This window comes from Jejuia pallidilutea (assembly GCF_002973595.1).
In the GTDB taxonomy this organism is placed as follows: Bacteria; Bacteroidota; Bacteroidia; order Flavobacteriales; family Flavobacteriaceae; genus Jejuia; species Jejuia pallidilutea.
Genome location: NZ_PVEO01000002.1, coordinates 302,947 through 327,222, shown reverse-complemented (window position 1 = coordinate 327,222; position 24,276 = coordinate 302,947). Strand labels below are relative to the sequence as shown.

Genomic DNA, 24,276 nt, shown 5'->3' with positions numbered 1-24,276 from the left:
AGGGTGCGACTACCTAATCAATCTTATTGATGTAATAATCTTGATATTTATCGGCATCAAAGGTAAATAAGGTTTTTGATAATGGTTCGTTCGTTTTAAAAGAATTAACGGTTAGTGTGGTTTTTGTACCGTTTTTACCTATTTGAATTAAGTTGTAGATGTGCTTTGTTGAAGCATCAACACCTAAAAGAATATAAGTTATTTCAGAATTAGAATCAATGGGTGTAAGCTTCACATATTGAATTTTTCTACCTTTTATATTTTGAACGATATCCATGGCATAGGTGTAACCGTCTTCGTAAAACGATAGCATTTTACTTGGGGTAATGGCATCTGCTTCATCTTCGGCTTGGGTAGTAATGGTTACTTCTTCGTCTTCTGGACTAATGGTGTAGAGTGTTTTTCCATCGTACAGGCGGGTAATACCTAAGATATTTAATTTATATTTTTCACCCTCTAAAACAACATCGCCACGTGTTTCTTGTTTTATGTTTTCGGCAGTATTTTCTAAAATATACTTAAAGTCGATAGAAATATTATCGTAGTTTTTTACTTTTTCAGAAACCTCGTTCAATAACGCCTTTCCTTTATTTTGTGCGAAACCAGAAAAAACGGTGCATACAATACTTAGTATAAAAATTAACTTTTTCATTTTTTTATTTTACTTCAAAATTATAAATTTTCATTTTCTAATAGCTCATCAAGCGATGTTAAATCTGGAACTAGAACCTGTCGTGCTTTACTACCCTCAAAAGGACCAACAATACCTGCGGCTTCTAATTGGTCTATTAAGCGGCCAGCTCTATTGTAGCCTAGTTTTAGCTTTCGCTGTAATAAAGAGGCAGAACCTTGTTGTGCTGTTACAATAACAATGGCAGCATCTTTAAATAGTTTATCTCTATCAGATATATCTATATCAAGACTTGTGCCACTTTCTTCGCCTACATATTCGGGGAGCATATATGCTTCTGGATAGGCTTTTTGAGAACCAATATAATCGGTAATTTTTTCTACTTCTGGTGTATCAACAAAGGCACATTGCACACGTATAATATCGTTGCCTTGTGTGTAAAGCATATCGCCACGGCCTATAAGTTGGTCTGCACCAGAACCATCTAAAATGGTCCTAGAGTCTATTTTAGAGGTAACCCTAAACGCAATACGCGCTGGAAAGTTTGCTTTTATAATACCCGTAATTACATTTACCGATGGCCGTTGGGTAGCAATTATTAAGTGTATGCCGATAGCACGAGCTAATTGGGCTAAACGCGCAATTGGGGTTTCTACTTCTTTACCAGCCGTCATAATTAAATCTGCAAACTCATCAACAACCAAAACTATGTATGGTAAAAATTGATGTCCGTCATTAGGGTTTAATCTCCGCGCTTTAAACTTCTTGTTGTACTCGGCAATGTTTCTACACATGGCATTTTTAAGAAGTTCGTAACGGTTATCCATTTCAATACACAGCGAGTTTAAGGTATTGATAACCTTTGTGTTATCGGTAATTATGGCTTCTTCGCTATCTGGTAATTTTGCTAAATAATGGCGCTCTATTTTATTAAATAGCGTTAACTCTACTTTTTTAGGATCTACTAAAATAAACTTTACTTCAGCAGGATGTTTTTTGTACAAAAGAGAGGTTAAAACAGCATTTAAGCCAACGGATTTACCCTGTCCTGTTGCACCTGCCATTAGTAAGTGCGGCATTTTTGCCAAATCTACAACCAATGTTTCGTTGCTAATGGTTTTTCCTAGGGCAATAGGTAGTTGCATTTCAGATCCTTGAAATTTTTTGGATGCAATTACCGAACGCATAGAAACTATTGTAGCGTTTTTATTAGGAACTTCTATACCAATGGTACCTTTTCCTGGAATAGGTGCAATAATACGAATACCTAGAGCCGATAGTGATAAAGCAATATCATCTTCAAGATTTTTAATTTTTGAAATCCGAATACCTGCTTCGGGTACAATTTCGTAAAGTGTAACCGTTGGGCCAATGGTAGCCTTTATACTAGCAATACCAATTTTGTAGTTGCTTAAGGTTTCTACAATTCGGTTTTTGTTTTCTTCTAATTCCTCTTGGTTGATTTTTATACCTTCGGTATCATATTTTTTTAATAAATCTAAATGCGGAAATTGATAGTTGCCTAACTCTAAAGTAGGATCGAACTGCCCGAAATCTTCAACTAACTTATTGGCTAAATTATCGGTTTCGGATATTTCTTCTTTAACGGCCTCAACTTTTATTTCTAGCTCAGGATCTTCTTCTTGTTCAGGTTCAGAAATATTTACTTCCATTGGTGCAGCTTCAACAATAGGTTTTGCGGTTTCCTGTGTTGGTTTTGCTTTTTCTTCCAAAGGAATATCGAAAGCGGTTTTTATGGCCTCGGCCTCTTCCGAAAGGTTATTATCTAAGGGTACAATATCGTCGTTCAAATCAGAAAACTCATCCTTAATATCTTTTTTAGCTGATGAAAATAAACGCCTAAGACTATCAAAGGTTACTTTAAATCGCATAGCGAGATAAGTAATTAGGCCAAATAATAATAATAGTGATGTGCCAAGTATGCCAATATAATCCTGTAAAAAGCTATTTATTTCAAAACCAATGGTACCTCCAAGAATATCGTTTTTTGAAGCGAAAAACCCTAGAAGCACGGAGCACCAAATCATGATTAAGATGCCCCAAAACCAATGTCGCCTCAGTTTAGTTTTGTTAATGTCCATGAGCACGTAAATTCCTGACAGAAAAACTAAACCTGCAATTATAAAGGCAGCTACACCAAAGCCACGATGTATAAAAAAATCGCTTAACCAAGCCCCAATTTTACTTAGCCAGTTTTGAGCTTCTGTATTGCGCGATGCAAATTCAGATAAAGTACTTTGATCTGCTTTACCCGTGAAGAAAAAAGAGATAAACGATACACAGAGTATGATACCAAAAATCACCAAAAAACTACCAAACACCAACTTTTGTTGACTAGACAACTTAAAGCTTGGTTTTTTGATTTTGGATTTAGTAGGCTTTTTAGTTTTGGTTCGTTTCGCCATTATGCGCGTTTAGTTTCAGCAAAAATACAAATTACTAACGTTTATCCTAGATGGATTAGTATTTTTAAAATACTTTAGGAATGTAAATAATACAGCCTAAAGCTATGGCGCAAATAGCAGCTATAAAAACAGCACCTGCCGCTATATCCTTTATGTAACCAATTTTTTCGTGGTATTCTGGATGTATAAAATTAGCAATTTCCTCTACGGCGGTATTTACACCTTCTACACTCATAACAAGGGCAATGGCGAGTATTTGTATGCCCCATTCGGTTTTGGAAATATCAAAATAAAACCCAGCAATAGTTACTGCAATAGCAATAACTAGCTGGATTTTTATACTAGGTTCCTTAGTAATTAATAATATAGTGCCCTTAAAAGCATAACCTACGCTTTTTAAACGGTTTACTAAGAAAGATTCCTTTTTAGGCATCGTGTAGAGCTTCTAGAGCAGCTTTGTAATTTGGCTCGTCTACAATTTCGCCTACTTGTTCGGTATATTTTACTGTTCCATTTGCATCTAAAACAATAACACAACGCGAATGCAGACCTTCTAAAGGCCCATCTACAAAATTTAAACCATAGTCTTTACCAAAGCTACCATCTTTAAAATCAGATAAATTAATAACATTTTCTAAGCCTTCCGCACCACAAAATCTAGCTTGGGCAAAAGGTAAATCTCTAGAAATACATAAAACTTTTGTGTTATCTAATTCGCCTGCTTCTCTATTAAATTCTCGAACCGATTGCGCGCAAGTGCCCGTATCTATACTAGGAAAAATGTTTAGAACCACATTGCTGCCTGCAAAATTGGTTAAACTTTTTACGCTTAAATCTGTTGCGGTAAGTAAAAAATCTGGAGCTTTTGTACCAACCTCTGGTAATTGCCCCGATGTGTGTATTGCATCTCCTTTTAATGTAACTGTTGCCATTTTTTTTGTTTTTGATTAAAGCACCTAAAATAAGAATATTTAAAATGTTTAAGGCTGCATACACAAAATCTTTATGAAATAATTATGAAGAATAGATAGGGAGATATTACGCTTGTTATTTAAAAAAACTATTGTTTTTTTAATAACGATAATTTTTATTTATTTTAATATAATTTTAAAAAATGTTTTAAATGTATACCAAGCTGTTAAAATGCTTAAATTTAAAGTTGAATAATTATATACTTTAAAATACTAACTAAAACTGTAAAATATGAGTACTAGTAATCCACATGGAGAAGCATTTGATATAAACGAATCAGATGCAGGAAAATGCCCTTTTTTAAGTGGTACGCAAAAAAAGACATCGGGCGGCGGTGTTAAAAATAGAGACTGGTGGCCAAACGAATTAAAACTTAACATCCTACGCCAGCATGCACCAAAGTCTAACCCTATGGGCGAAGATTTTGATTACGCAAAAGAATTTAACAGTATTAATTTTTCTGAACTAAAACAAGATGTACTTAATTTAATGACCGACTCACAAGATTGGTGGCCAGCAGATTATGGACATTATGGCGGATTTATGATACGTATGGCGTGGCATAGTGCAGGTACCTATAGGGTAGGCGATGGTCGTGGTGGCGCTGGTGGTGGCAACCAAAGATTTGCACCCATTAATAGCTGGCCAGATAATGGTAATTTAGACAAAGCAAGATTATTATTATGGCCTATTAAACAAAAATACGGACGTAAAATTTCTTGGGCAGACCTTATGATTTTGGCAGGAAATTGTGCCCTAGAGTCTATGGGTTTTCCAACCTTTGGATTTGCAGGAGGAAGGGAAGATATATGGGAACCAGAACAGGATGTGTACTGGGGTAGTGAAACAGAATGGGGAGCAAACGACGATCGTTACGATGAAGAGCGCAATCTTGAAGATCCATTGGCCGCTGTAATGATGGGGTGGATTTATGTTAACCCAGAAGGTCCAAACGGTAACCCAGACCCAATGGGTTCAGCACACGATGTTAGGGAAACCTTTGGTCGTATGGCAATGAACGATGAGGAAACCGTTGCGCTAGTTGCTGGAGGCCATACATTTGGTAAAGCGCATGGTGCGGCAGATCCTAACAAATATGTGGGAGCAGAACCTCACGGTGCTCCTATTGAAGAAATGAGTATGGGGTGGAAAAACACTTTTAAATCTGGTGTTTTAGATGATGCTATCACAAGTGGAATAGAAGGTGCATGGACACCAAACCCAACACAATGGGATGCCGATTATTTTGATGTGTTATTAAATTACGATTGGGAATTAACTAAAAGTCCAGCTGGCGCACACCAATGGACGCCTACTAAAGCATCAAACGCAAGAATGGCTCCTAAAGCTGGAAATCCTAACGGGAAACAACCTTTGATGATGACTACTGCAGACATTGCTTTAAAAACAGACCCTGAGTATTTAAAAATATCGCAACGCTTTCATAAAGACCACAAAGCTTTTGAAGATGCTTTTGCACGTGCATGGTACAAATTAACCCACAGAGATATGGGGCCAATAGATCGTTATTTAGGGCCTGAAGTGCCCAATGAGGAGTTAATTTGGCAAGATCCAATTCCAAAAGTGAACTATAAGCTAAGTGATTCAGACATAGAGTCTTTAAAGCACATGGTTTTAGCGTCTGGACTAACCATTTCTGAAATGGTAAAAACAGCATGGGCATCTGCCTCAACCTTTAGAGGTTCAGACAAACGAGGTGGTGCTAATGGTGGGCGTTTACGACTAGAACCACAACGTAGCTGGAAAGTTAATAATCCAGAAGAACTAAAACGTGTTTTAGGTGTTCTTGAAGGTATTAAAAACGACTTTAATGGTACAATTTCAATAGCAGATTTAATAGTTCTTGCTGGTGTTGCCGGTGTGGAAGAGGCTGCTAAAAAGGCAGGTTACAAGGTGAAAGTTCCATTCTCTCAAGGAAGGGGAGATGCATCACAAGAACAAACCGATATAGAGCAGTTTAATTATTTAAAGCCAGTAGGCGATGGATTTAGAAATTACCAAAACGCCAATTTAGATATTGCTGCAGAAGATTTATTGGTAGACAAAGCAAATCTTTTAACACTTTCTATACCAGAAATGACAGTGTTAATTGGAGGTATGAGAGTTTTAGGCGCTAACTATGATGGTTCTAATTACGGCGTTTTTACAGATAATGTAGGAACGCTTACAAACGATTTCTTTAAAAATCTTTTAGATATGAGGTACACTTGGCGTGCTACTTCTGAGGACGATAAGATTTTTGAAGGTAAAGATAGAAGAACTGGAGAGGTTAAATTTAAAGGAACCCGTGCCGATTTAATTTTCGGATCTAATACAGAGTTGCGTGCTGTTTGTGAAGTTTATGGTGCTAATGACGCCGAAGAAAAATTTGTTAAAGACTTTGTTGCAGCATGGGCTAAGGTAATGGATTTAGATAGATACGATTTAAAATAAGTTAGATAGATTAATAGTGGTAATTGGGATGTGCGTTTTTGTGGCGTATATCCCAATTTTTTTTATTCAAGAGTTTATGGGTCTTAACTTATTGTTTGTTCCTCTTAAAAGTTGAGTCTGTTGCTCAACACCAATTAGTAGGTTAGAAGTAAACTGCTTCTAGTTGCCATTAATCTACAGGTAATGTTTATTCAAATAGGTTTTTATACTACTCATCGAAATATAAGTTTTACAGCCATATCAAATAATATATTTGCTAATAAATTGATTTGCAGCACGTTAAAACGCTAAAAACATCGATAAAACACAAGTTAAGTTAATGAAAACCCAAATTGAAACCTATGATTTTTAAAACTACAACATTAAAAAACGCATTATTTATTTTTCTTATTTTATTTGGAATCTCTACTATAACGGCACAAACCAATTTGCCATACTTTACAAACTTTGAAAGTAATGATGGTGGGTGGACTGATGGTGGTAATGATAGTAGAAGAAGAGAAAGTGATAATTCGCCACAGGGAGATTTTTCGTGGGAACTTAAAGATGATAGTGGTGATGCTTCATCTTTTTACCAAGAGTTCAATCTAAGTGGCTACACAACAGTTACTATTTCTTTTTCATTTCAATCTAGAAGTTTTGATGATGATGATGATATCTTTTGGGTTAAGCTAGATGGGACAGAAGTCCTAGAATATAGTCATGATGTAGACTGGGGCAACAACAATAGAACCTATGATGTAAGTATTACTCTAAATGCAACAAACTATACTTTTAATAGCGATTCTGAAATCAGATTTGAAACTGATGCTGGAAACAGTGATAGAATATATTTTGACAAAATTAATATTCAAGGAACATCTCTAGAACCAGTTGCGGAATTTTCAGTAGATAATGTAACTCCTTACATAGATGATGTAATTGCTTTTACTGACGCTTCCAATTATACACCAACTACATGGGCGTGGTCTTTTTCAAATCCAGGTAATGTTACCTATGTTAATGGTACATCTGCATCGTCTCAAAATCCAGAAGTTAGGTTTAATGCAGCAGGCAATTACACAGTTACATTAACAGTTACAAATACTGCTGGTTCTGACACTGAAACCAAAACAAACTACATAACCGTTATCGCCCCTGCAAGTGATAATCCCGCAACCTTTACTGCAAGTACTTCTACTACAAATCCATATACATTTTTAGATTTAAGTGCCACAGCAAATTCTGATGGTGATAATATACTGGTAGCCTATAACACTACGAATAGTTTTGGAACTCCAACCACAGACGCTAATAATAACATTGTATTAAGTGGTAATGGCACCATTATTTATGAGGGAAATGCCACTGCTGTAAATACTAATACGCTTCCGCAATTAAGACAAAACAGAACCTATTATTTTAAGGCATGGTCTATAGGTTCAGCTGGTTTTTCAAGAGGTGTTGAAGCTAATGCAACTACTTTAGCCGTTGAAGCACCAATAAGCTTTACGGCTACCTCTAGTACATTTAATAATAATGTTACATTTAGTGCACAAGCAAATAGTTTAAATGATAATTTAATGTTGGTTTATAACACCGAAGACGATTTTGGCATACCAGAAGATGGTATATTATATCAAATTGGTGACGACATTGGTAACGACATTGTGTTGTTAAGCTCGGTAGATGCAGCTACTATTAATAATTATGTTCATGACTTGTTGCAGTTAGATACGCGTTATTATTATCGTATTTATTCTGTATCTAATGGTATATGGTATTATTCTCAAAGTTATAGAGAGGATGACGATAGAACGATAGATGGTTTTATATGGCAAAATGAAATTAGTACAGATGATACTCAGGATGATATGCCATATACTAGAGGGCAGGAAGTTTATCCAAACATTACGGTATCTGGAGTGTCTTTAGGAAGTGGTTTAAGAATACGCGAAGATGATGATAAGATTACAGTAGATCGTATAAGCACTAGTGGAACTTTAAATACTGGCGATAATGACTATTTTGAGTTCACTTTAAAACCAGACACGGGTTATGAAATTAATTTTCAAGAGTTTTTTTATAATGGTGATGATAGTGGAGGTAATGTAAATAAAGGTGCCTTAAGGTCTAGCATTGATAATTTTGCATCAAATATTGAAGGTGATGTAAAACCAGATACTGGTGTAGAATTTGATTTAACAAGTGCTGATTTCCAAGGTGTAGATGGCGCTATTACTTTTAGAATTTATTTGTGGGACGCAAGTAGTGATAATGCTGATTTTGAACTTGAGGATTTTGGTTTCAAAGGCACAATCTCAGAATATGCTATTTGGGATGGCACTAGTTGGTCTAATACTACAGGTCCTAATTTGGCGACTAGAGCTGTTATAGATGGTGATTACAATACCAGTATTGGTGGTACTCAAACAAGTTTTAGATGTAAATCGCTAACTATTAACGCAGGCAAAACCTTAACCGTAGATGATGCTACCTTTGTTGAGGTAAACTATAACACATTAGGCGCAGGTAATATTGTTGTTGAGACTAAAGGTGCTTTTGTGCAAAGAAATGACGGAACATTTAATGTAACAGGAACTTCAACAGTAAACAAAAGTACGCCAAACAAAGACCAGTGGTACCATTATACATACTGGAGCTCTCCAGTTAAAAATATGGATGTTAATATAGCTTTTCCAAACATTAAACGAAGATACTATTGGGATGGTTCTAGATGGATGTATATGGGAGGCGGTACAATGGTGCCTACCAGAGGGTATACAATTACCGGAAAAACATCAGGAGTACAAACAGTATCTTTTACAGGTGAATTTAATACAGGTACAATTACAGCACCTATTTACTATAATGCTTCTAATGGAGAAAACTGGAATTTAATAGGGAATCCATACCCTTCAGCAATAGATTTAAATCAATTTTTAGGAACTAATACGAGCGTTCTTGAAGGGGCAGCTTATTTCTGGTCTCAAGAAACGCCACCTGTTGGAGGGGAGTTTAGCGGAACGGATTATATACCATTTAATGCTACAGGTAGTGTAAGTAGTAGCCCAGATTCAGCTAGGGCTGTTAATGGATTTGTACCCTCTGGCCAAAGTTTCTTTATAGCGAGTAAGGCTGCTGGTAATGCTACATTTACCAATGCAATGCGTATGGCAGACGCAACAAGTAATAGTCAGTTTTTTAAAAGTGCAGGTGTACCTCCAAAAGGTCTAGTAAAAAGCAACAAGTTATGGCTTAACTTAACATCAGATAATGGTGTGTTTAGTCAAATTTTAGTTGGTTATGTAGAAGGTGCAACAAATGATGATGATGGTTTGCAATACGATGCCACAAAATTTGGTGAAGGTTCAGGGTCTTACCTATATTCTACTATTGAGAATTCAAACAAAAAATTTGTTCTGCAAGGTAAAGATAGTAATAGCATAAACCTAGATGAGGTTATTGGTTTAGGTTTTAAGGCTAGCATAGAAAACACTTTTTCTATTTCAATAGCAAACCTAAAAGGCGATTTTTTACAGGGTAACACCATTTATTTAAAAGACAAGTTGCTTAATACAATCCATAATTTGTCTGCTAGTTCTTATGTGTTTAGTTCAGAAGCAGGAGAATTTAACAATCGCTTTGAAATAGTATTTAAAAACCAAACCTTATCAACTAGAGACCTGGAAATATCAAATACTAATTTAGAAGTTATAGTGCTAAATACTGGTTACGTGCAATTTAGCACAAATGATAACAGCGTTATAAAAAACATTAAAATTTATAATGCACTGGGGCAACGCATATTTGATATTAAAACAAACAGTACAATAAAAACGTATAACTTTACAAACCAAAAAGCCTCAATATATTTTGCAAAAGTAACGTTAGCTAACGAAAAGGAGTTAACTAAAAAATTTGTAGTGCGGTAGGTTATATTATTAAAACACTAGATTATTTAAAAAACTATACCATTAAGGTATAGTTTTTTAATATATAAAACTTTTTAAACTACATATAATTATGGACAGAATAGAGCATATAGAAACTAACATAGCAGATTTAAGGCATCAACTAAAAAACCATCAGCTTTATGAAAACTTAAAGTGTTTAGATGATATAAAAATTTTTACCGAAATTCATGCTTTTGCTGTTTGGGATTTTATGTCCCTGTTAAAGGCTATACAGTTGCAACTAACAAATACAGCAGTACCTTGGACACCAAGAAAAAATTCTGTATTGGCTAGATTTATTAATGAAATTGTACATGGAGAGGAATCAGATATAAACGAATTGGGGGAGCCTAAAAGCCATTTTGAAATGTATTGTGATGCAATGCGGCAAATAGGTGCTGATACTTCTCAAATAGATTTATTAATAAACCTTATTTCTTCAGGTGTCAATATTATAGATACATTAAAAGAATTAGAGATAGGTGCGCCCGTTGAAGATTTTATTAAGTTTACTTTTGAGGTTATAGAAACAAAAAAAACTCATTTAATAGCATCTGCATTTACTTTTGGGAGAGAAGATGTTATTCCAGATATGTTTATAGAGATTCTAAAAAATTCTAATGATAAAAGTGAAACTTACAATAAGCTAATTTATTATCTTGAAAGACATATTGAGCTAGATGGAGATACGCACGGGCCATTATCATTAGAGATGATTAGGACGCTTTGCGGAAATAGCGACATTAAATGGGAAGAAAGTTTACAAGTTGCAAAACAGTCGCTCAATAAAAGAATTAAATTATGGGATTTTATAAATAAATCTATTATTAATAAAAAAAAACAGCCATAAAACCGTTAATTTGTAGTCCACTTAATTCTACAAAGACGTAAAATGATAAAATCGTTAAACATACTTTTGATTGAAGACGACACGATTGAAGTTATGAAACTTAACAGGGTTATTGCTTCGTTACAAATAAAGCACAAAATAATAGAAGCTAATAATGGTGAAGAAGCACTCGGTATTTTAGAAAAAAATGATAAAAAGCCAGATATTATCCTGTTAGACCTAAATATGCCAAAACTTAGTGGTATCGAGTTTTTGTCTATTTTAAAAAATACAGAAACACTTAAAAGTATTCCTGCTGTTGTATTAACAACGTCCAATAACTCTAAAGATGTGATAGAGTGTTATAAAATTGGTATCGCTGGGTATATCATAAAACCTTTAAAATACGAAGATTATGTTTCAAAAATTAAAAAAGTATTAGATTATTGGAGCATTAATGAAATAGCTTAATAATGAAAGGTATTGTTTTTACAGAGTTTTTAGAAATGGTTGAAGAAAAATATGGTCTTGAAATGGTTGACGATATTATACAAAACTCTAATTTGCCATCTAAAGGCGCTTACACAGCTGTAGGCACTTATAAGTTTTCTGAGATGCTAGAATTGTTTCAAAATTTAAGTCTTAAAACAGAAATTTCTACCGATGATTTATTACTTGTTTATGGCACACATTTTTTTGATTTATTAGAAAGAAATTATCCAGAATTTTTTTTAGTGTACCAAGATCCTGTAACCATGTTGTCGTCTATAGAAAACCATATTCATGTTGAGGTTTTAAAAATATACCCCGACGCTGAACTCCCAACTTTCGAGGTGGTTGAAAGCACCCAAAATGTGTTAATAATGGTTTATAAATCTAGTAGGGCCATGCACCATTTTGGTTTAGGTTTAATAAATAAAACCTTCGAGTATTTTAATTCTAGTGCAACTGTAGTTTTAGAAAAAATAAAACAAGACGGTACAGAAGTTAAGTTTATTATTACCAAAATTAATGAGTAAAAATAAAATTGACATATTACAACGCGCCTTAAAACGCGAAAAGGCAGCTAGAAAAGAAGCCGAAAAAATACTAGAAGTTAGGTCTACAGAGCTTTATAAAACAAATAAAAAATTAGAAAAATTAAATGCTGATTTAGAGTCTTTACTAAATAGGTCAGATTCTCAGTTACAAGGCGTTTTCGAAAATATAGTAGATGCCTACGTCATAATGGATTTAAATTTTAATGTACTTAAAATGAACAAGTCCGCTACCGAGATGCTAGGATTTGAAGATGATAAAGTAGACTATAATTTAGCAAAAATGGTACTCCCCGGTGATTATGATAGAGTTTCAAATTCGTTTCAAGAGTTGCTTAAAAATGGTGTTTTAAAAGATTTTGAAATAAAAATAAAAAATAATAAAAGTAAAGTTATAATAACCCATATTAATGCCAGTATTATTTATGACAAAGGGGAACCTGTTGCTGCACAAGGAATATTAAGAGATATTACAATATCAAAAGAAAATGAAATAATTACCGAAGTAATTAACGACATTGCACAATCCATTCTTGGGACAATGGATATCTATGAAATTTCATTGAATATTACAAAAAAGATAGCTAATTACCTTAAAACAGATGATTGTGTTATATATTCTGTTAATCACACTGAAAACCAAGTAGAACAAATAGCTGCCAGTGGAGATAAAATAAGTGCTTTTGGCGATATAGTAAACAGGCTAAAATTCGATATAGGTAAAGGCATAGTAGGTACAGTTGCAAAAACAGGTAGGTCTATGTTAATACATGATACTAGCAAAGATAAACGCTATATAGTTGATATTGCTAGGAACTACTCAGAACTTACCGTACCTATCATTATTGAAAACAAAGTTATAGCCGTTATAGATTCTGAACATCCAAATAAAAACCATTTTACAGAAGTTCAACTTCGCACAATTGAAAATATTGCTAGAATTATAGCATTAAAAATAAAAAATGCTATAAGCTTAAATGAAAAAGAACGTGCTCAAAAAAGACTTTTAAAATCTGAAGAAAGGCTTAGGATATTAATATCTAGTCTTGAAAGTGGTATACTTTTAGAAGATGAAAACAGAAAAATTGTTTTAACAAACTCTAAATTTTGCGAGATGTTCCATATTCCGCTTTTACCCGAAGAAATGGTTGGGGCAGATTGTACCGATGCAGCAGAGCAAAATAAAATACTCTTTAAAAATTCAGATGGTTTTGTAAAACGCATTGAAGCTATTTTGTTAAAAAAGGAAACTGTTTTAGGCGATGAGTTGATAATGAAAAGTGGTAAAGTTCTTGAAAGAGATTATATTCCACTATACAATGACGATGTTTACAAGGGGCATTTATGGAGTTACAAAGACGTTACTTTACAAAAAAAGTATAGAAAAAGTTTAGAAGCTCAAAAACAAAAATACAGTGGTATTATTGCCAATATGAACTTAGGACTTTTAGAAGTAGACAAGCATGATAAAATACTAATGTGCAACCAAAGTTTTACTAAAATTTCTGGGTATTCAGAAAATGAATTAGTAGGCAAGTACGGAAGTGATGTTTTTTTGAATGGAGAAACTTTAAAAATACTTCAGGACAAAAATAAAATGCGAATAGAAGGGCAATCTAGTTCCTATGAAATAGATGTAACAATCAAAAATGGCGAAAAACGAACTTGGTTAGTAAGCGGCGCACCAAATTATAATCTAAATGGAGAAATTATAGGCTCTATAGGTATTCATTTAGATATTACAAGCCAGAAAAAACTACAATTAGAAAAAGATAATTTAGTAAAAGTATTAAAAAATAAAAATAATGAATTGCAGGAATATGCTCAAATTGTGTCTCATGATTTAAAATCGCCTTTGCGAAACATAAGTGCTTTAACAGCATGGATTAAAGAGGATAACTATACAAATTTAAATGAAGAAAGCCTTAAACATTTTGACAGTTTAGAGCAAACTTTAGAACGCATGGAGGCTTTAATCACAGGTATTTTAAGGTATTCTAGTATTAATTCAGAATCAGGACAAAATGAATTAATAAACTTAAATCATCTGCTTCATGATATTATAAAAACGCTTCATGTTCCAAAACATATAAATATATTTGTTAGTAGTGAATTACCAATTATTTATGGCGATAAAATAAAGTTTAATCAATTGTTTCAAAACTTATTAAACAATGCTATAACTCATAACGACAAGGAAAACGGGAAAATAGAAATAGGGTGTGAAACGAAAAATAAGTATTATCTATTTTATGTAAGAGATAATGGTGTAGGTATAGATAAAAAGTATCATCATCAAATATTCAAAATATTTTATTACATAACTAAAAACAAACATTCTACAGGTATAGGTTTATCAATTGTAAAAAAAATAATAGAAATTTATGGAGGTAGAATCTGGGTAGAGTCTAAGCTAGGTAAAGAAACGGTATTTTATTTCACTATTAAAAAGTAGATTAATGGATGTGCCAAATTTAAAATATATAAACAAGCTAGCAAATGGCGATAAAATTTTTTCAAAAAAATTAATTGATATTATTAAACAAGAATTTCCTGTAGAAAAGCATTCTTATTATAAAAATATAAATTCAAACAATTTTGAAATGGCATTGCAAAATGTACATAAACTAAAACATAAGCTAAGCATTTTAAGTTTTGAAAAAGGCTATTTATTAGCTATTAAGCATGAAGAGAATTTAAGGATACATAATAACAGCCTTAATGAAGAGTTTAAGAGGGTTTTAGACAAAATAACAGATTATTTAAACAGCATTTAACACAATAAAATGAATTGCATAATTATAGACGATGAGGCTACGGCTAGAACAATTTTAAGTCAACTGTGTTCTGGAATATCAGATTTAAAAGTTGTTGGAGAATTTGATAGTGTTCTCCAGGGCATATCATTTCTAAAACAACAGCAAAAACAAATAGATTTTATTTTACTAGATATACATTTGCCAGATTTTACAGGGTTCGATTTTATTAACACGCTGGCAAGTGGTGAGCTTAAACATGTACTAGAAAAAACTCCTAAAATTATACTTACAACATCCGATAAAAACTTTGCGATAGAGGCTTACGAGTACGATTGTGTTGTAGATTATTTATTAAAACCCATTTTACCCTTACGTTTCAATAAAGCTATTCAAAAAATTAAAAAGAATATGCATCAAGCTTCGGAAACTAGTCTAGCAAGCAATTTAATAGAAACATCAGAGAATCAGCTTTTTGTAAATATAGATAAACGCCTTATTAAAATTGATATCCCAAGCATTTATTTAATAGAGGCTAAAGGCGATTATATCAATTTAAAAACAGAAAAGAATAATTATATAGTACACTCTTCCTTAAAAAAAATTAAAAATAAATTACCAGACGCTCTGTTTCTTAGAGTACATAGATCTTATATAATAAATACCAATAAAATTTTAGGAATAGAAGATAACACCGTACTAATTAATAAAGAAGTAATACCTATTAGTAGATCTAGCAGAACTGAGTTAATGAAACGTATTAATTTGTTATAAGGGTACTTTTATTAAATCATGATGTTTCTTAATTACCTTTTAACCCTAGTCTATGACTACTTACCTCCACATATTGTTTATCTGTCGAATTATTAAATTTCACCTTGCCAAAAGCACATAAATTTGACCTGCGAAAAAACTAAGGTATCTAAAATAAAACTCTTAATCGAACATTTTTTTTCAGGTTTGGGGCCTATTAAAATGGAAGGTAGTAGATTAAGAGTTTTTTAAGATCTTAAATTGTTATTTTAAATTTTTACTAAGATAGAGTTTATATTGATTAATAACTAACTAAAAACTCTTTAGTGTTAATAAAAGCCTCGATTTTTTTATCGAGGTTTTTTAATAATATAATTTTAGTTCGTCTTAATAATAATTCTTTTTATTTAGTTTTTTTATGGGCGCAAAAGTTATAAACCTTTATAGTTAAAGAAAATTAAATACTCCTTTAAAGAAGCGGGAGGCGATTAATTTTGAAAGCGGATGTGGTAACAATTTAAATAATCTAAAAAAAAACCTGTCGCAGTAATACAGAATACTATAAGTTATAAGGCTATAGTTGGTTTTTTAATTGATTTTGGGGTAAAGGTAGACAATAACGAAACAGAGGTATACAGCAAGCTTATGAGCGAGTACCTCAAAAGTGTTAGATTTTATGGGGTAAAATATTATTTGCCGTACTATAACTTTTGAAAAAAAACCAAAATATTTCTAATTATTTAGTTGAAAACTATAGTATTGATTATACACAACGTTAGCAAACATTAAAACCATATATTAACAATTAAATTATTTACAAATGAAACAAATTTACTCAACTTTATTTTTTGCATTAATCAGTTTTATGTCATTCTCACAAACCTTCGATTGGGAAACTGGAATTGATACCGAAAACGGAGTCGTTCAAACTGTTGATGGTATAACAGCAACATTTACAACATCTTCTAACAGCCATAGTATCTTAAACGGAGCTGGATATGCTGGTTCTTCAGGCAATGTTGTTTTTGCTACTAATCAAACTACTTCAGTAACTGTTTCTTTTAGCGCACCAGTTAACATCGCTACGGTGTTTGGATTAGATGCAGACGCCTCTATTGGCTCAACCTGGACCTTTACTCCTTCTGGTGGTAGTAACTCAAGTGTTGATCAATTTATTTCATCGTCTACAGGTGCAACAGTAACTTTGAATTGGACAAGTGTCAATTCATTCACTATAACAAGTTCACAAGGTAATGAATCATTTGGTCTTGATGACATAGTACTAAGTTCAACATTAAATATTAATAATGCTACAACTAATAATGTTAAAATTTATCCAAATCCGTCAAGTCAATTTATCCAAATTTCGAATATAAATTCAAATGAGTCATATACCATTTTTAGTATTTTTGGTAATAAAATTAAAAACGGAATTATTTCTAACAATACACAAATTGATATTAGCAATTTCGCTAATGGAATATATTTATTAAAATTCGATAGTGGAAATACAATTAAATTCATAAAAAATTAACAATAAATTACCAGACGCTCTATTTCTTAGAGTACATAGATCTTATACAATAAATATCAATAAAATTTTAGAAATAGAAGATAACACCGTACTAATTAATAAAGCACTAATACCCTATTGGTAGATCTAGCAGAACCGAGTTAATGAAACGTGTTAGTTTGTTATAGTATTATTTTCATTAAATTATGATGTTTTGTAATTACCGTTTAACCCTAGTTTATGTTTACTTACCTTCACATAGTGTCTAACTGTCGAATATTTAAACTATGGGTTGCCAAAAGTGTATATATTTGAATTATAAAATTATTGAGATATCCAAATAAAACTCTTAATCGAACATTTTTTTTCAGGTTTGGGGCCTATTAAAATGAGAGGTAGTAGATTAAGAGTTTTTTATAGGGCCTTAAATTGTTATTTAAATTTATACTAAAATTGAGTTTATATTGATTAATAGCTAACTAAAAACTCTTTAGTGTTAATAAAAGCCTCGATTTTTATCGAGGTTTTTTTGTTTCAATCTCTCAATTATAGTTCATCATAATAAGAATTTTTTTTATTTAGTTTTGTTATGGGTGTAAAAGTTATAAGCCTTCATAGTTACAGAAAATTAAATACTCCTTTAAATAGGGAGGTGATTAATTTTGAAAGCAAATGTGGTACAAATTTAAATAATGTACAAAAACCTGTCGCAGCAATACAGAATACTATAAGTTATGAGGCTATAGTTGGGTTTTTAATTGAGTTTGGGGTAAAGGTAGACAATAACGAATCAGAGGTATACAGCAAGCTTATGAATGAGTACCATAAAAGTGTTAAGTTTTATGGGGTAAAATACTATTTGCCGTACTATAAATTTTGTAAAAAAAATCAAAATATTTTTAATTATCTAGTTGAAAACTATAGTATTGATAGTACACATCGTTAATGTTAAATACAATAAAGGATTTAAGATAACGTCATTTAACTTTATGTAACAGCAAACTACCTACGGTTAATGGTCATATATCGAAAAATCAAAAAATCATTATTGGTTTATTTTATATTTGAGTCAACATATCACCTGAGAGACGATATTGTTATAGGCAATCAAAGGTCAATATTTCATGGTATTGGCCTTTATATTTTTAATTGCAACAGGCACTCGTGTTAATGTGTAATCCAAGTCCTTATAGTTTCTCTAAAAACCTTCATTGTTATACATTTTTAGTTTTGTTGTACCTTCTTTTTTACGATGTGTCATACTGGTTTTACTTTGAGAAGTGTCAATGAAATCATTTAGACTTTTAGTAAAATAAACGCAAAAGTTAAATAATGCTTACTTAATAAAAGAATGTAATGAAAAAGACCGAAATAAAGCATTCTAAAATTATACATCCTAGTAAATGTTTGTTTATTAATAAACCTTTGATTAAAGCTATCTTAAAAAAAGTGCTTTTTTCTCTTTTTCTATGTGAAAGTTTAAATCACTTAGAATTAAAACAAAGCTTTTTTTGATTATTTGACTTAAAAGTTTTAAAGCGGATGAAACAATATTAAATTCAATTGGTCTTAAAAAAATGGTTAATTATCTATAGTTAATTGTTACATATCGAAAATTAAAATTTAATCATTAATATGTTTTTTAAATTTAAAAATCTATATCATTTTAGAGGTGTTATAGTTAATAGCAATTTACAAATCAGCATTTTTTTAAAGTGCTGGTTTTTTTTATATACCAACACTAATTATTAGAGCTAGTAGGCACATATATTAATTGATTTAATATAAAACATGATAGGGCGTTTAGACCTTAGCTTTTAAATATTTCGGTTAAATATCACTACAGCCTATGTCAAATAAATATGGTTAAATTATATCATAAAATTAAAAAGAAATATCTAAAATAATACTTAAAAAAATGTTTACACACTAAATCGTAGATATTTGTAGAAAACATATTTATAGGTTGGTTATTTCAAACAATACAGATTGTTTATAGTTACGGATATACAATCGAAATATAAAAAAAGTAAAATATGATTCCTAAAATAATTCATTTTTGTTGGCTTAGTGAGGATGAGTATCCTAAACTAATAAAAAAATGTATTGAATCTTGGAAAGCTAAATTACCTGATTATGACTTTATTCTATGGGATATTAATAAATTTAACGTAGAAACAACTATTTGGACAAAACAAGCCTATCAAAGCAAAAAATACGCATTTGCATCAGATTATATCAGATTACTTGCGGTATATACATATGGAGGGATTTATTTAGACACAGACGTTGAAGTTTTAAAAACTTTTGATGACCTCCTAACTTTGCCATATTTTATTGGAAGCCAATACGATGATCTTTTGGAAGCAGCTGTTTTTGGTGCTGAAAAAAAATCCGATTGGTTACTAGATTGTATCAAATATTATGAGAATCGTCATTTTATAAAACAAGACGGTTTTTTTGATATGCTAGTTTTGCCTGAAATAATGCAATCTCAAATTGAAAGAAATAAAAAAATAATTCAACTAAATTTAGAAGAGGTAAGGAATATTTCTAAATTGATAGAAAATAAAAATTCGTTCTTTTTATTTCCTTCTGAATATTTTAGTCCCAAAAATCATCAAACAGGTATAATATTTATAACAGAAAAAACATATACCATCCATCATTACAACAATGCTTGGATGTCATTTCTATCTATTCAAAGATTAAAGTTGATACGTCGTTTTGGATTAGTTAAAGCTGAAAAAATAATTAATATATTAAAAATAAGACAAATTATAACACTGTTTAAAGGTACTAAATAGCATGCATTACAATTAACGAGAATAAAAGATAAAGTGTGTTTTTGGTTCGTATCAATAGTTGAGAAATTTTAGTTTGTATTTTAAACGTAATAGTCATCATAACTTTCATTACTAGAATATGCAGCTAAAAAATCTTATCCTCCAATTGCAGTCATACTTCTGTTATTGTTATGTAGCATAGGTTCTTGCAATTTTTCTAAAGTATCCATGCCACCGCGCATTTTTAGTTTTGCTTGTACTGCTTTTTTAATAACAGGTTCAATGGACTTTCCTGCGCGAAGTGTCGATAATAAATCAGATTCTGTAGATGAAAACAAGCAATTTTTTAACTGGCCATTAGCCGTTAAGCGCAATCTGTTGCAAGAATCGCAAAACGGATTGGTAACAGAGCTTATAATAGCAAAACTACCTTTGTAGCCTTTTATTTTATAATTTTTAGAGGTATCATTAGGCGCATCTTGTAAACGTTCTATGTTTTCTTCGGAAAAAGAAGCGTTCACATATTGCATCACTTCAGCATAGGACACCATTTTACCCATATCCCATTTATTCCCATCAAAAGGCATGAACTCTATAAACCGAACAGAAATTGGTAAATCTTTAGTAAAGTTGATAAAATCGATAATTTCATTATCGTTAAAGCCTTTTATCAACACTGCATTAACTTTTACCTCAAACCCTTCTTTTACTAATAATAAAATATTGTTATAAACCTTTTCAAACTCATGTCTTCTGGTAATATGTTTAAATTTTGCAGCATCCAAGGAATCTAAACTCACATTTATTTTTTTAACGCCATTTGCTTTTAAAACATCAATAAATTTATCAATAATAACAGCGTTAGAAGTTATTGAAAGTTCCACAGGAAGTGCTGCCAGTTTTTCTAAAATTACGGGAATATCTTTTCTTATTAAAGGTTCACCTCCCGTTAGCCTTATTTTGGTAACACCATGTTCTACAAAGGTTTTAGCAATATCGTAGATTTCCTCATAGGTCATTAAACTACTTTTGGGCGATAGTTTTACGCCTTCTTCGGGCATGCAATAGGTACACCGTAAATTACACCGCTCAATTAGCGAAATGCGCAGGTATGTGTGGTCCCTGCCATGTGAATCTGTTAATATATTTTTGTTTTCGCTCATATCTTCACTTTGTTTAATCATTGAATTGTTAAACTGTTTAATCAATTAAACGATTTAACGATTCCGCGCATAAACACTTTAATCATGTCTTGCCCCTTTTAAAATTCTAAAACTGTGCAACACCGCAGGAAAAATAGCGTCCATAGATTCTTTTGCACCGTTTGTTGAACCAGGTAATGCCAAAACTAAGGTGTCTCCAAGTGTTCCAGCCACACTTCTAGAGAGCATTGCAAAAGGCATGCGTTCTTGTCCGTAATTACGAATAGCTTCCTCAATTCCAGGAATACGTCTGTCTAAAATAGGCAGTAATGCTTCTGGTGTTACATCTCTACCAGAAAGTCCGGTGCCTCCAGTGTAAATTACCAAATCTAAACCCTGTTTTTGATAGGATTTAGCTTTTTCTTGAATGGTATCTTTTTCATCAGGAATAATAACATATTCCAAAACCTTAACATCACATTCCTCTAGTTTTTTAATAATCGCTTTTCCAGCTTTATCTTCTTTATGTCCTGCGGAAATGGTATCGCTACACACCACAACAGCAGCGGTTACATCTTTTCTAAATGTGTCTCTAAAATCAGACTTTCCGCCTTTTTTATGTAGCAATTTAATATTATGGATTTCAATGCCTTTATCTATGGGTTTTAGCATGTCGTACATATTTAAAGCAACAACGCTCGCACCATGCATTGCTTCAACTTCCACACCTGTTTTGTAGATGGTTTTTACTGTGAAAAGCACCGTTATTTCTAACCCATTAATTTTATATTCCACACTAGTAAACTCAATAGGCAAGGGGTGGCAATCGGGTAAAATATCAGGTGTGCGTTTTACACCCAAGAGTCCCGCAGCTTTACTCATAGCGAATACGTTTCCCTTCGGAACAGTATCGTTTTTAATCGCTGCAATGGTTTCGGGTTTACTTACTTTTACTACTGCTTGCGCAACTGCTGTTCTTAATGTTGTATTTTTATTTGTTATATCTACCATTAGTAATTTATTATTTATTATTGAAAATTGATTATTTCCTGCTTGCTGTCTTTCTGGATGCCATAAAGATTGCTGTGAGTTCGCTAGATTCTTTCAATAATTTTTCAATGTTATTTTTCTGGATTAAATTTTCATCTAAAGTAAATTCTAACCAAAAATTCGCTTCATCTACTTCTTCAATTACAATACTGATTTTAGCAATAAAGCTAGCTTTTGATTGCGCTATACAAGTAGCTCTATAATTTGCTGCAACAGATGTAGAACATCTAATAAGCTGACCTTTAATATGATTTGCTAGATAATTGTTTGGTAACTGCTGTGTTATTTTAATACAATTATGTGCAAACAATTTAGTCCGTTTTTTTAAAGCTTCTTTCATAGTATTGTTTTTCAGTTTGAGTGGCAATAATCAATAATAATTAGTCAATAATCAATTATTAATCTTCCATTGATGACTTTCATCCTCAAAAATTTCCTTCCCAAACACGGGAACATCGGCTTTTATAGCTTCTACAATAAATTCTAAAGCTTCAAAAACTACTTTTCTTTGAGGTGATGATACAAATACGAATAAGCATATTTCTCCAGCTTTTACAGTTCCAAGACTATGATAAATATGCATGCAGGTTAAATCAAATTTTTCAAATGCACTTTCACGGATCTCATGAAATTTCTGATTCGCCATATCCTCATAAGCTGTATATTCAATAGCCGAAACAGTTTTACCATCTATTTCATCGGCTCTCACTTGACCTAAGAAAATATTATGCGCGCCAATGCTGGTTTTGGTTTGGTGTTTGTAAATGGAATTGCCTATAAATTCGGAGGTAATTGCACCTTGCTGGAATACGTTTTTTGGTTTTTTATGTGTCATAGTTTTTTTGCATTTTGAGACCAGATAGGTCTTGTTGATAATAAAATATTATTTATTTCTGAAGCGCCTTCAGCGATACTAAAACAATCTTGAATATTTAATTTTCGCAATAATTCTACTGCTTGCTTGCTACGTATTCCCGACTGACAAAAAATAGCTTTCTTTTTAGTGATATCTATTTTGTTCAAACTACTTTTTAATTCGCTTAAAGGCATGTGGGTTACAGGTAAGGCTTCAACTTTAGGCTGTTCGTGATGTTCCCTAACATCAATAAATTGAATATTTTTTTCTGATAGAAAATTTTCTATTGAAACCGATGTAATTTTAGTGCCACAGTTAAAATTGGTTTTAGTAGTATTAAAATCTGCTTTATGCTTTAAAACAGATTGTATAATGGTTTGATTTCTATTGATTTTTAATATTGAATTTTGAAGTGTTAAGGCATTGTAACATAATAATTTACCAGAAAGTGTAGTGCCTATTTTTAGTATAATTTTTAAAACTTCATTGGCTTGCATGCTGCCAATTATTCCAGGAAGCACGCCTAAAACCCCAATTTCTGAGCAATTGGGAACGCTGCCGCTTTGTGGTGGTTTAGGAAACATACAGCGATAACTCGGTCCGTTTTCGTAATTGAACACAGAGACCTGACCTTCAAACTTGTAAATAGCGCCATATACCAAAGGTTTGTTGGTAATAATGCAAGCATCGTTTACTAAATAGCGCGTTTCAAAATTATCGGATCCGTCAACGATAATATCGTATGTGTCGAATAGGCTAATGGCGTTTTTATGTGTTAGTTTTTCCGCGTAAGCGATAATAGAAATTCCATCATTTAAATCCTCTAATCGCTTTTTTGCGGCTTCAGCTTTGTTTTGTCCTATAGAACTTGTTCCAAATAAAACCTGCCGTTGTAAATTGGAAAGTTCTACCACATCAAAATCAATAATACCAAGCGTACCAACTCCAGCTGCCGTTAAATATTGTAGCACAGGACAACCCAAACCGCCAGCACCAACTACTAAAACTTTGGCATTGGAAATTTTATCTTGACCTGCTTGCCCGATTTCTGATACTATGATATGTCTGTTATATCTGCTTGTCATTCCTGCGAAGGCAGGAATCTCATCCTGCCAATTGTAAATTTTATATTATAA

Annotated in this window: 21 protein-coding genes; 12 read left to right on the top strand and 9 right to left on the bottom strand. The window is 32.3% G+C overall.

Annotation, left to right across the window (positions count from 1 at the left end; all coding sequences use genetic code 11):
• Positions 1-13: 13 nt before the first annotated feature.
• From CLV33_RS04965 to tpx, 4 genes are all read right to left on the bottom strand, one after another.
• A complete protein-coding gene (locus CLV33_RS04965) occupies positions 14-652 on the bottom strand; it encodes a LolA family protein (protein ID WP_105472964.1) in 639 nt (212 codons plus the stop codon).
• Positions 653-672: 20 nt separating this feature from the next.
• Positions 673-3,057, bottom strand: a complete 2,385-nt coding sequence (locus CLV33_RS04960) for a DNA translocase FtsK (protein WP_105472963.1) — start codon at positions 3,055-3,057, stop codon at positions 673-675.
• A gap of 64 nt (positions 3,058-3,121) precedes the next feature.
• Positions 3,122-3,490 (bottom strand): diacylglycerol kinase, encoded by a 369-nt coding sequence (locus CLV33_RS04955; protein ID WP_042241175.1) that lies wholly within the window; start codon positions 3,488-3,490, stop codon positions 3,122-3,124.
• Entirely contained in the window at positions 3,483-3,989 is a 507-nt protein-coding gene (gene tpx / locus CLV33_RS04950) for a thiol peroxidase (RefSeq protein ID WP_105472962.1), read from the bottom strand. Before tpx ends, CLV33_RS04955 begins: the two co-directional genes overlap by 8 nt.
• 271 nt (positions 3,990-4,260) lie before the next feature.
• On the opposite strand from tpx, the gene katG reads away from it, so the two are divergent.
• From katG to CLV33_RS04890, 12 genes are all read left to right on the top strand, one after another.
• Complete coding sequence (katG, locus tag CLV33_RS04945) at positions 4,261-6,483, top strand: catalase/peroxidase HPI (protein ID WP_105472961.1); 2,223 nt, start codon at positions 4,261-4,263, stop codon at positions 6,481-6,483.
• A 341-nt stretch (positions 6,484-6,824) separates the two neighbouring features.
• Complete coding sequence (locus CLV33_RS04940) at positions 6,825-10,397, top strand: PKD domain-containing protein (protein ID WP_105472960.1); 3,573 nt, start codon at positions 6,825-6,827, stop codon at positions 10,395-10,397.
• A 91-nt stretch (positions 10,398-10,488) separates the two neighbouring features.
• A complete protein-coding gene (locus tag CLV33_RS04935; protein ID WP_105472959.1) occupies positions 10,489-11,268 on the top strand; it encodes a DUF3050 domain-containing protein in 780 nt (259 codons plus the stop codon).
• A 42-nt stretch (positions 11,269-11,310) separates the two neighbouring features.
• Positions 11,311-11,718: a response regulator gene (locus tag CLV33_RS04930; RefSeq protein WP_105472958.1), complete on the top strand. Its 408-nt coding sequence runs from the start codon at positions 11,311-11,313 to the stop codon at positions 11,716-11,718.
• Positions 11,719-11,720: 2 nt separating this feature from the next.
• On the top strand, positions 11,721-12,266 hold the full coding sequence (locus CLV33_RS04925; protein WP_105472957.1) for a heme NO-binding domain-containing protein: 546 nt from the start codon (positions 11,721-11,723) through the stop codon (positions 12,264-12,266).
• Positions 12,259-14,739 carry a PAS domain S-box protein gene (locus CLV33_RS04920; RefSeq protein ID WP_105472956.1) on the top strand — a complete coding sequence of 827 codons (2,481 nt, stop codon included), beginning with the start codon at positions 12,259-12,261 and terminating at the stop codon, positions 14,737-14,739. The genes CLV33_RS04925 and CLV33_RS04920 overlap by 8 nt, the downstream gene beginning before the upstream one ends.
• Positions 14,740-14,743: 4 nt before the next feature.
• Positions 14,744-15,061 (top strand): histidine kinase, encoded by a 318-nt coding sequence (locus CLV33_RS04915; RefSeq protein ID WP_105472955.1) that lies wholly within the window; start codon positions 14,744-14,746, stop codon positions 15,059-15,061.
• Between the two features lie 9 nt (positions 15,062-15,070).
• Positions 15,071-15,814 carry a LytR/AlgR family response regulator transcription factor gene (locus CLV33_RS04910; protein ID WP_105472954.1) on the top strand — a complete coding sequence of 248 codons (744 nt, stop codon included), beginning with the start codon at positions 15,071-15,073 and terminating at the stop codon, positions 15,812-15,814.
• A gap of 844 nt (positions 15,815-16,658) precedes the next feature.
• Entirely contained in the window at positions 16,659-17,327 is a 669-nt protein-coding gene (locus CLV33_RS04905) for a T9SS type A sorting domain-containing protein (RefSeq protein WP_170063975.1), read from the top strand.
• Complete coding sequence (locus CLV33_RS04900) at positions 17,323-17,451, top strand: LytTR family transcriptional regulator DNA-binding domain-containing protein (RefSeq protein WP_317045154.1); 129 nt, start codon at positions 17,323-17,325, stop codon at positions 17,449-17,451. Before CLV33_RS04905 ends, CLV33_RS04900 begins: the two co-directional genes overlap by 5 nt.
• Positions 17,452-17,895: 444 nt before the next feature.
• Complete coding sequence (locus CLV33_RS04895) at positions 17,896-18,252, top strand: hypothetical protein (protein ID WP_105472952.1); 357 nt, start codon at positions 17,896-17,898, stop codon at positions 18,250-18,252.
• A 1,090-nt stretch (positions 18,253-19,342) separates the two neighbouring features.
• The gene (locus tag CLV33_RS04890; protein ID WP_105472951.1) at positions 19,343-20,113 is read left to right on the top strand and encodes a glycosyltransferase family 32 protein; all 771 of its coding nucleotides are present in this window, start codon (positions 19,343-19,345) and stop codon (positions 20,111-20,113) included.
• A gap of 134 nt (positions 20,114-20,247) precedes the next feature.
• On the opposite strand, the gene moaA is transcribed toward CLV33_RS04890, so the two are convergent.
• The 5 genes from moaA to moeB form a co-directional block, all read right to left on the bottom strand.
• Positions 20,248-21,255 (bottom strand): GTP 3',8-cyclase MoaA, encoded by a 1,008-nt coding sequence (moaA, locus tag CLV33_RS04885; RefSeq protein WP_105473132.1) that lies wholly within the window; start codon positions 21,253-21,255, stop codon positions 20,248-20,250.
• Between the two features lie 78 nt (positions 21,256-21,333).
• Positions 21,334-22,245, bottom strand: a complete 912-nt coding sequence (gene moaCB / locus CLV33_RS04880) for a bifunctional molybdenum cofactor biosynthesis protein MoaC/MoaB (protein WP_105472950.1) — start codon at positions 22,243-22,245, stop codon at positions 21,334-21,336.
• A 31-nt stretch (positions 22,246-22,276) separates the two neighbouring features.
• Entirely contained in the window at positions 22,277-22,624 is a 348-nt protein-coding gene (locus tag CLV33_RS04875; RefSeq protein WP_105472949.1) for a four helix bundle protein, read from the bottom strand.
• Between the two features lie 51 nt (positions 22,625-22,675).
• Positions 22,676-23,119, bottom strand: coding sequence for a molybdenum cofactor biosynthesis protein MoaE (locus CLV33_RS04870; protein WP_105472948.1), 444 nt, complete (start codon positions 23,117-23,119; stop codon positions 22,676-22,678).
• On the bottom strand, positions 23,116-24,225 hold the full coding sequence (moeB, locus tag CLV33_RS04865) for a molybdopterin-synthase adenylyltransferase MoeB (RefSeq protein ID WP_105472947.1): 1,110 nt from the start codon (positions 24,223-24,225) through the stop codon (positions 23,116-23,118). The genes CLV33_RS04870 and moeB overlap by 4 nt, the downstream gene beginning before the upstream one ends.
• Positions 24,226-24,276 lie beyond the last annotated feature (51 nt).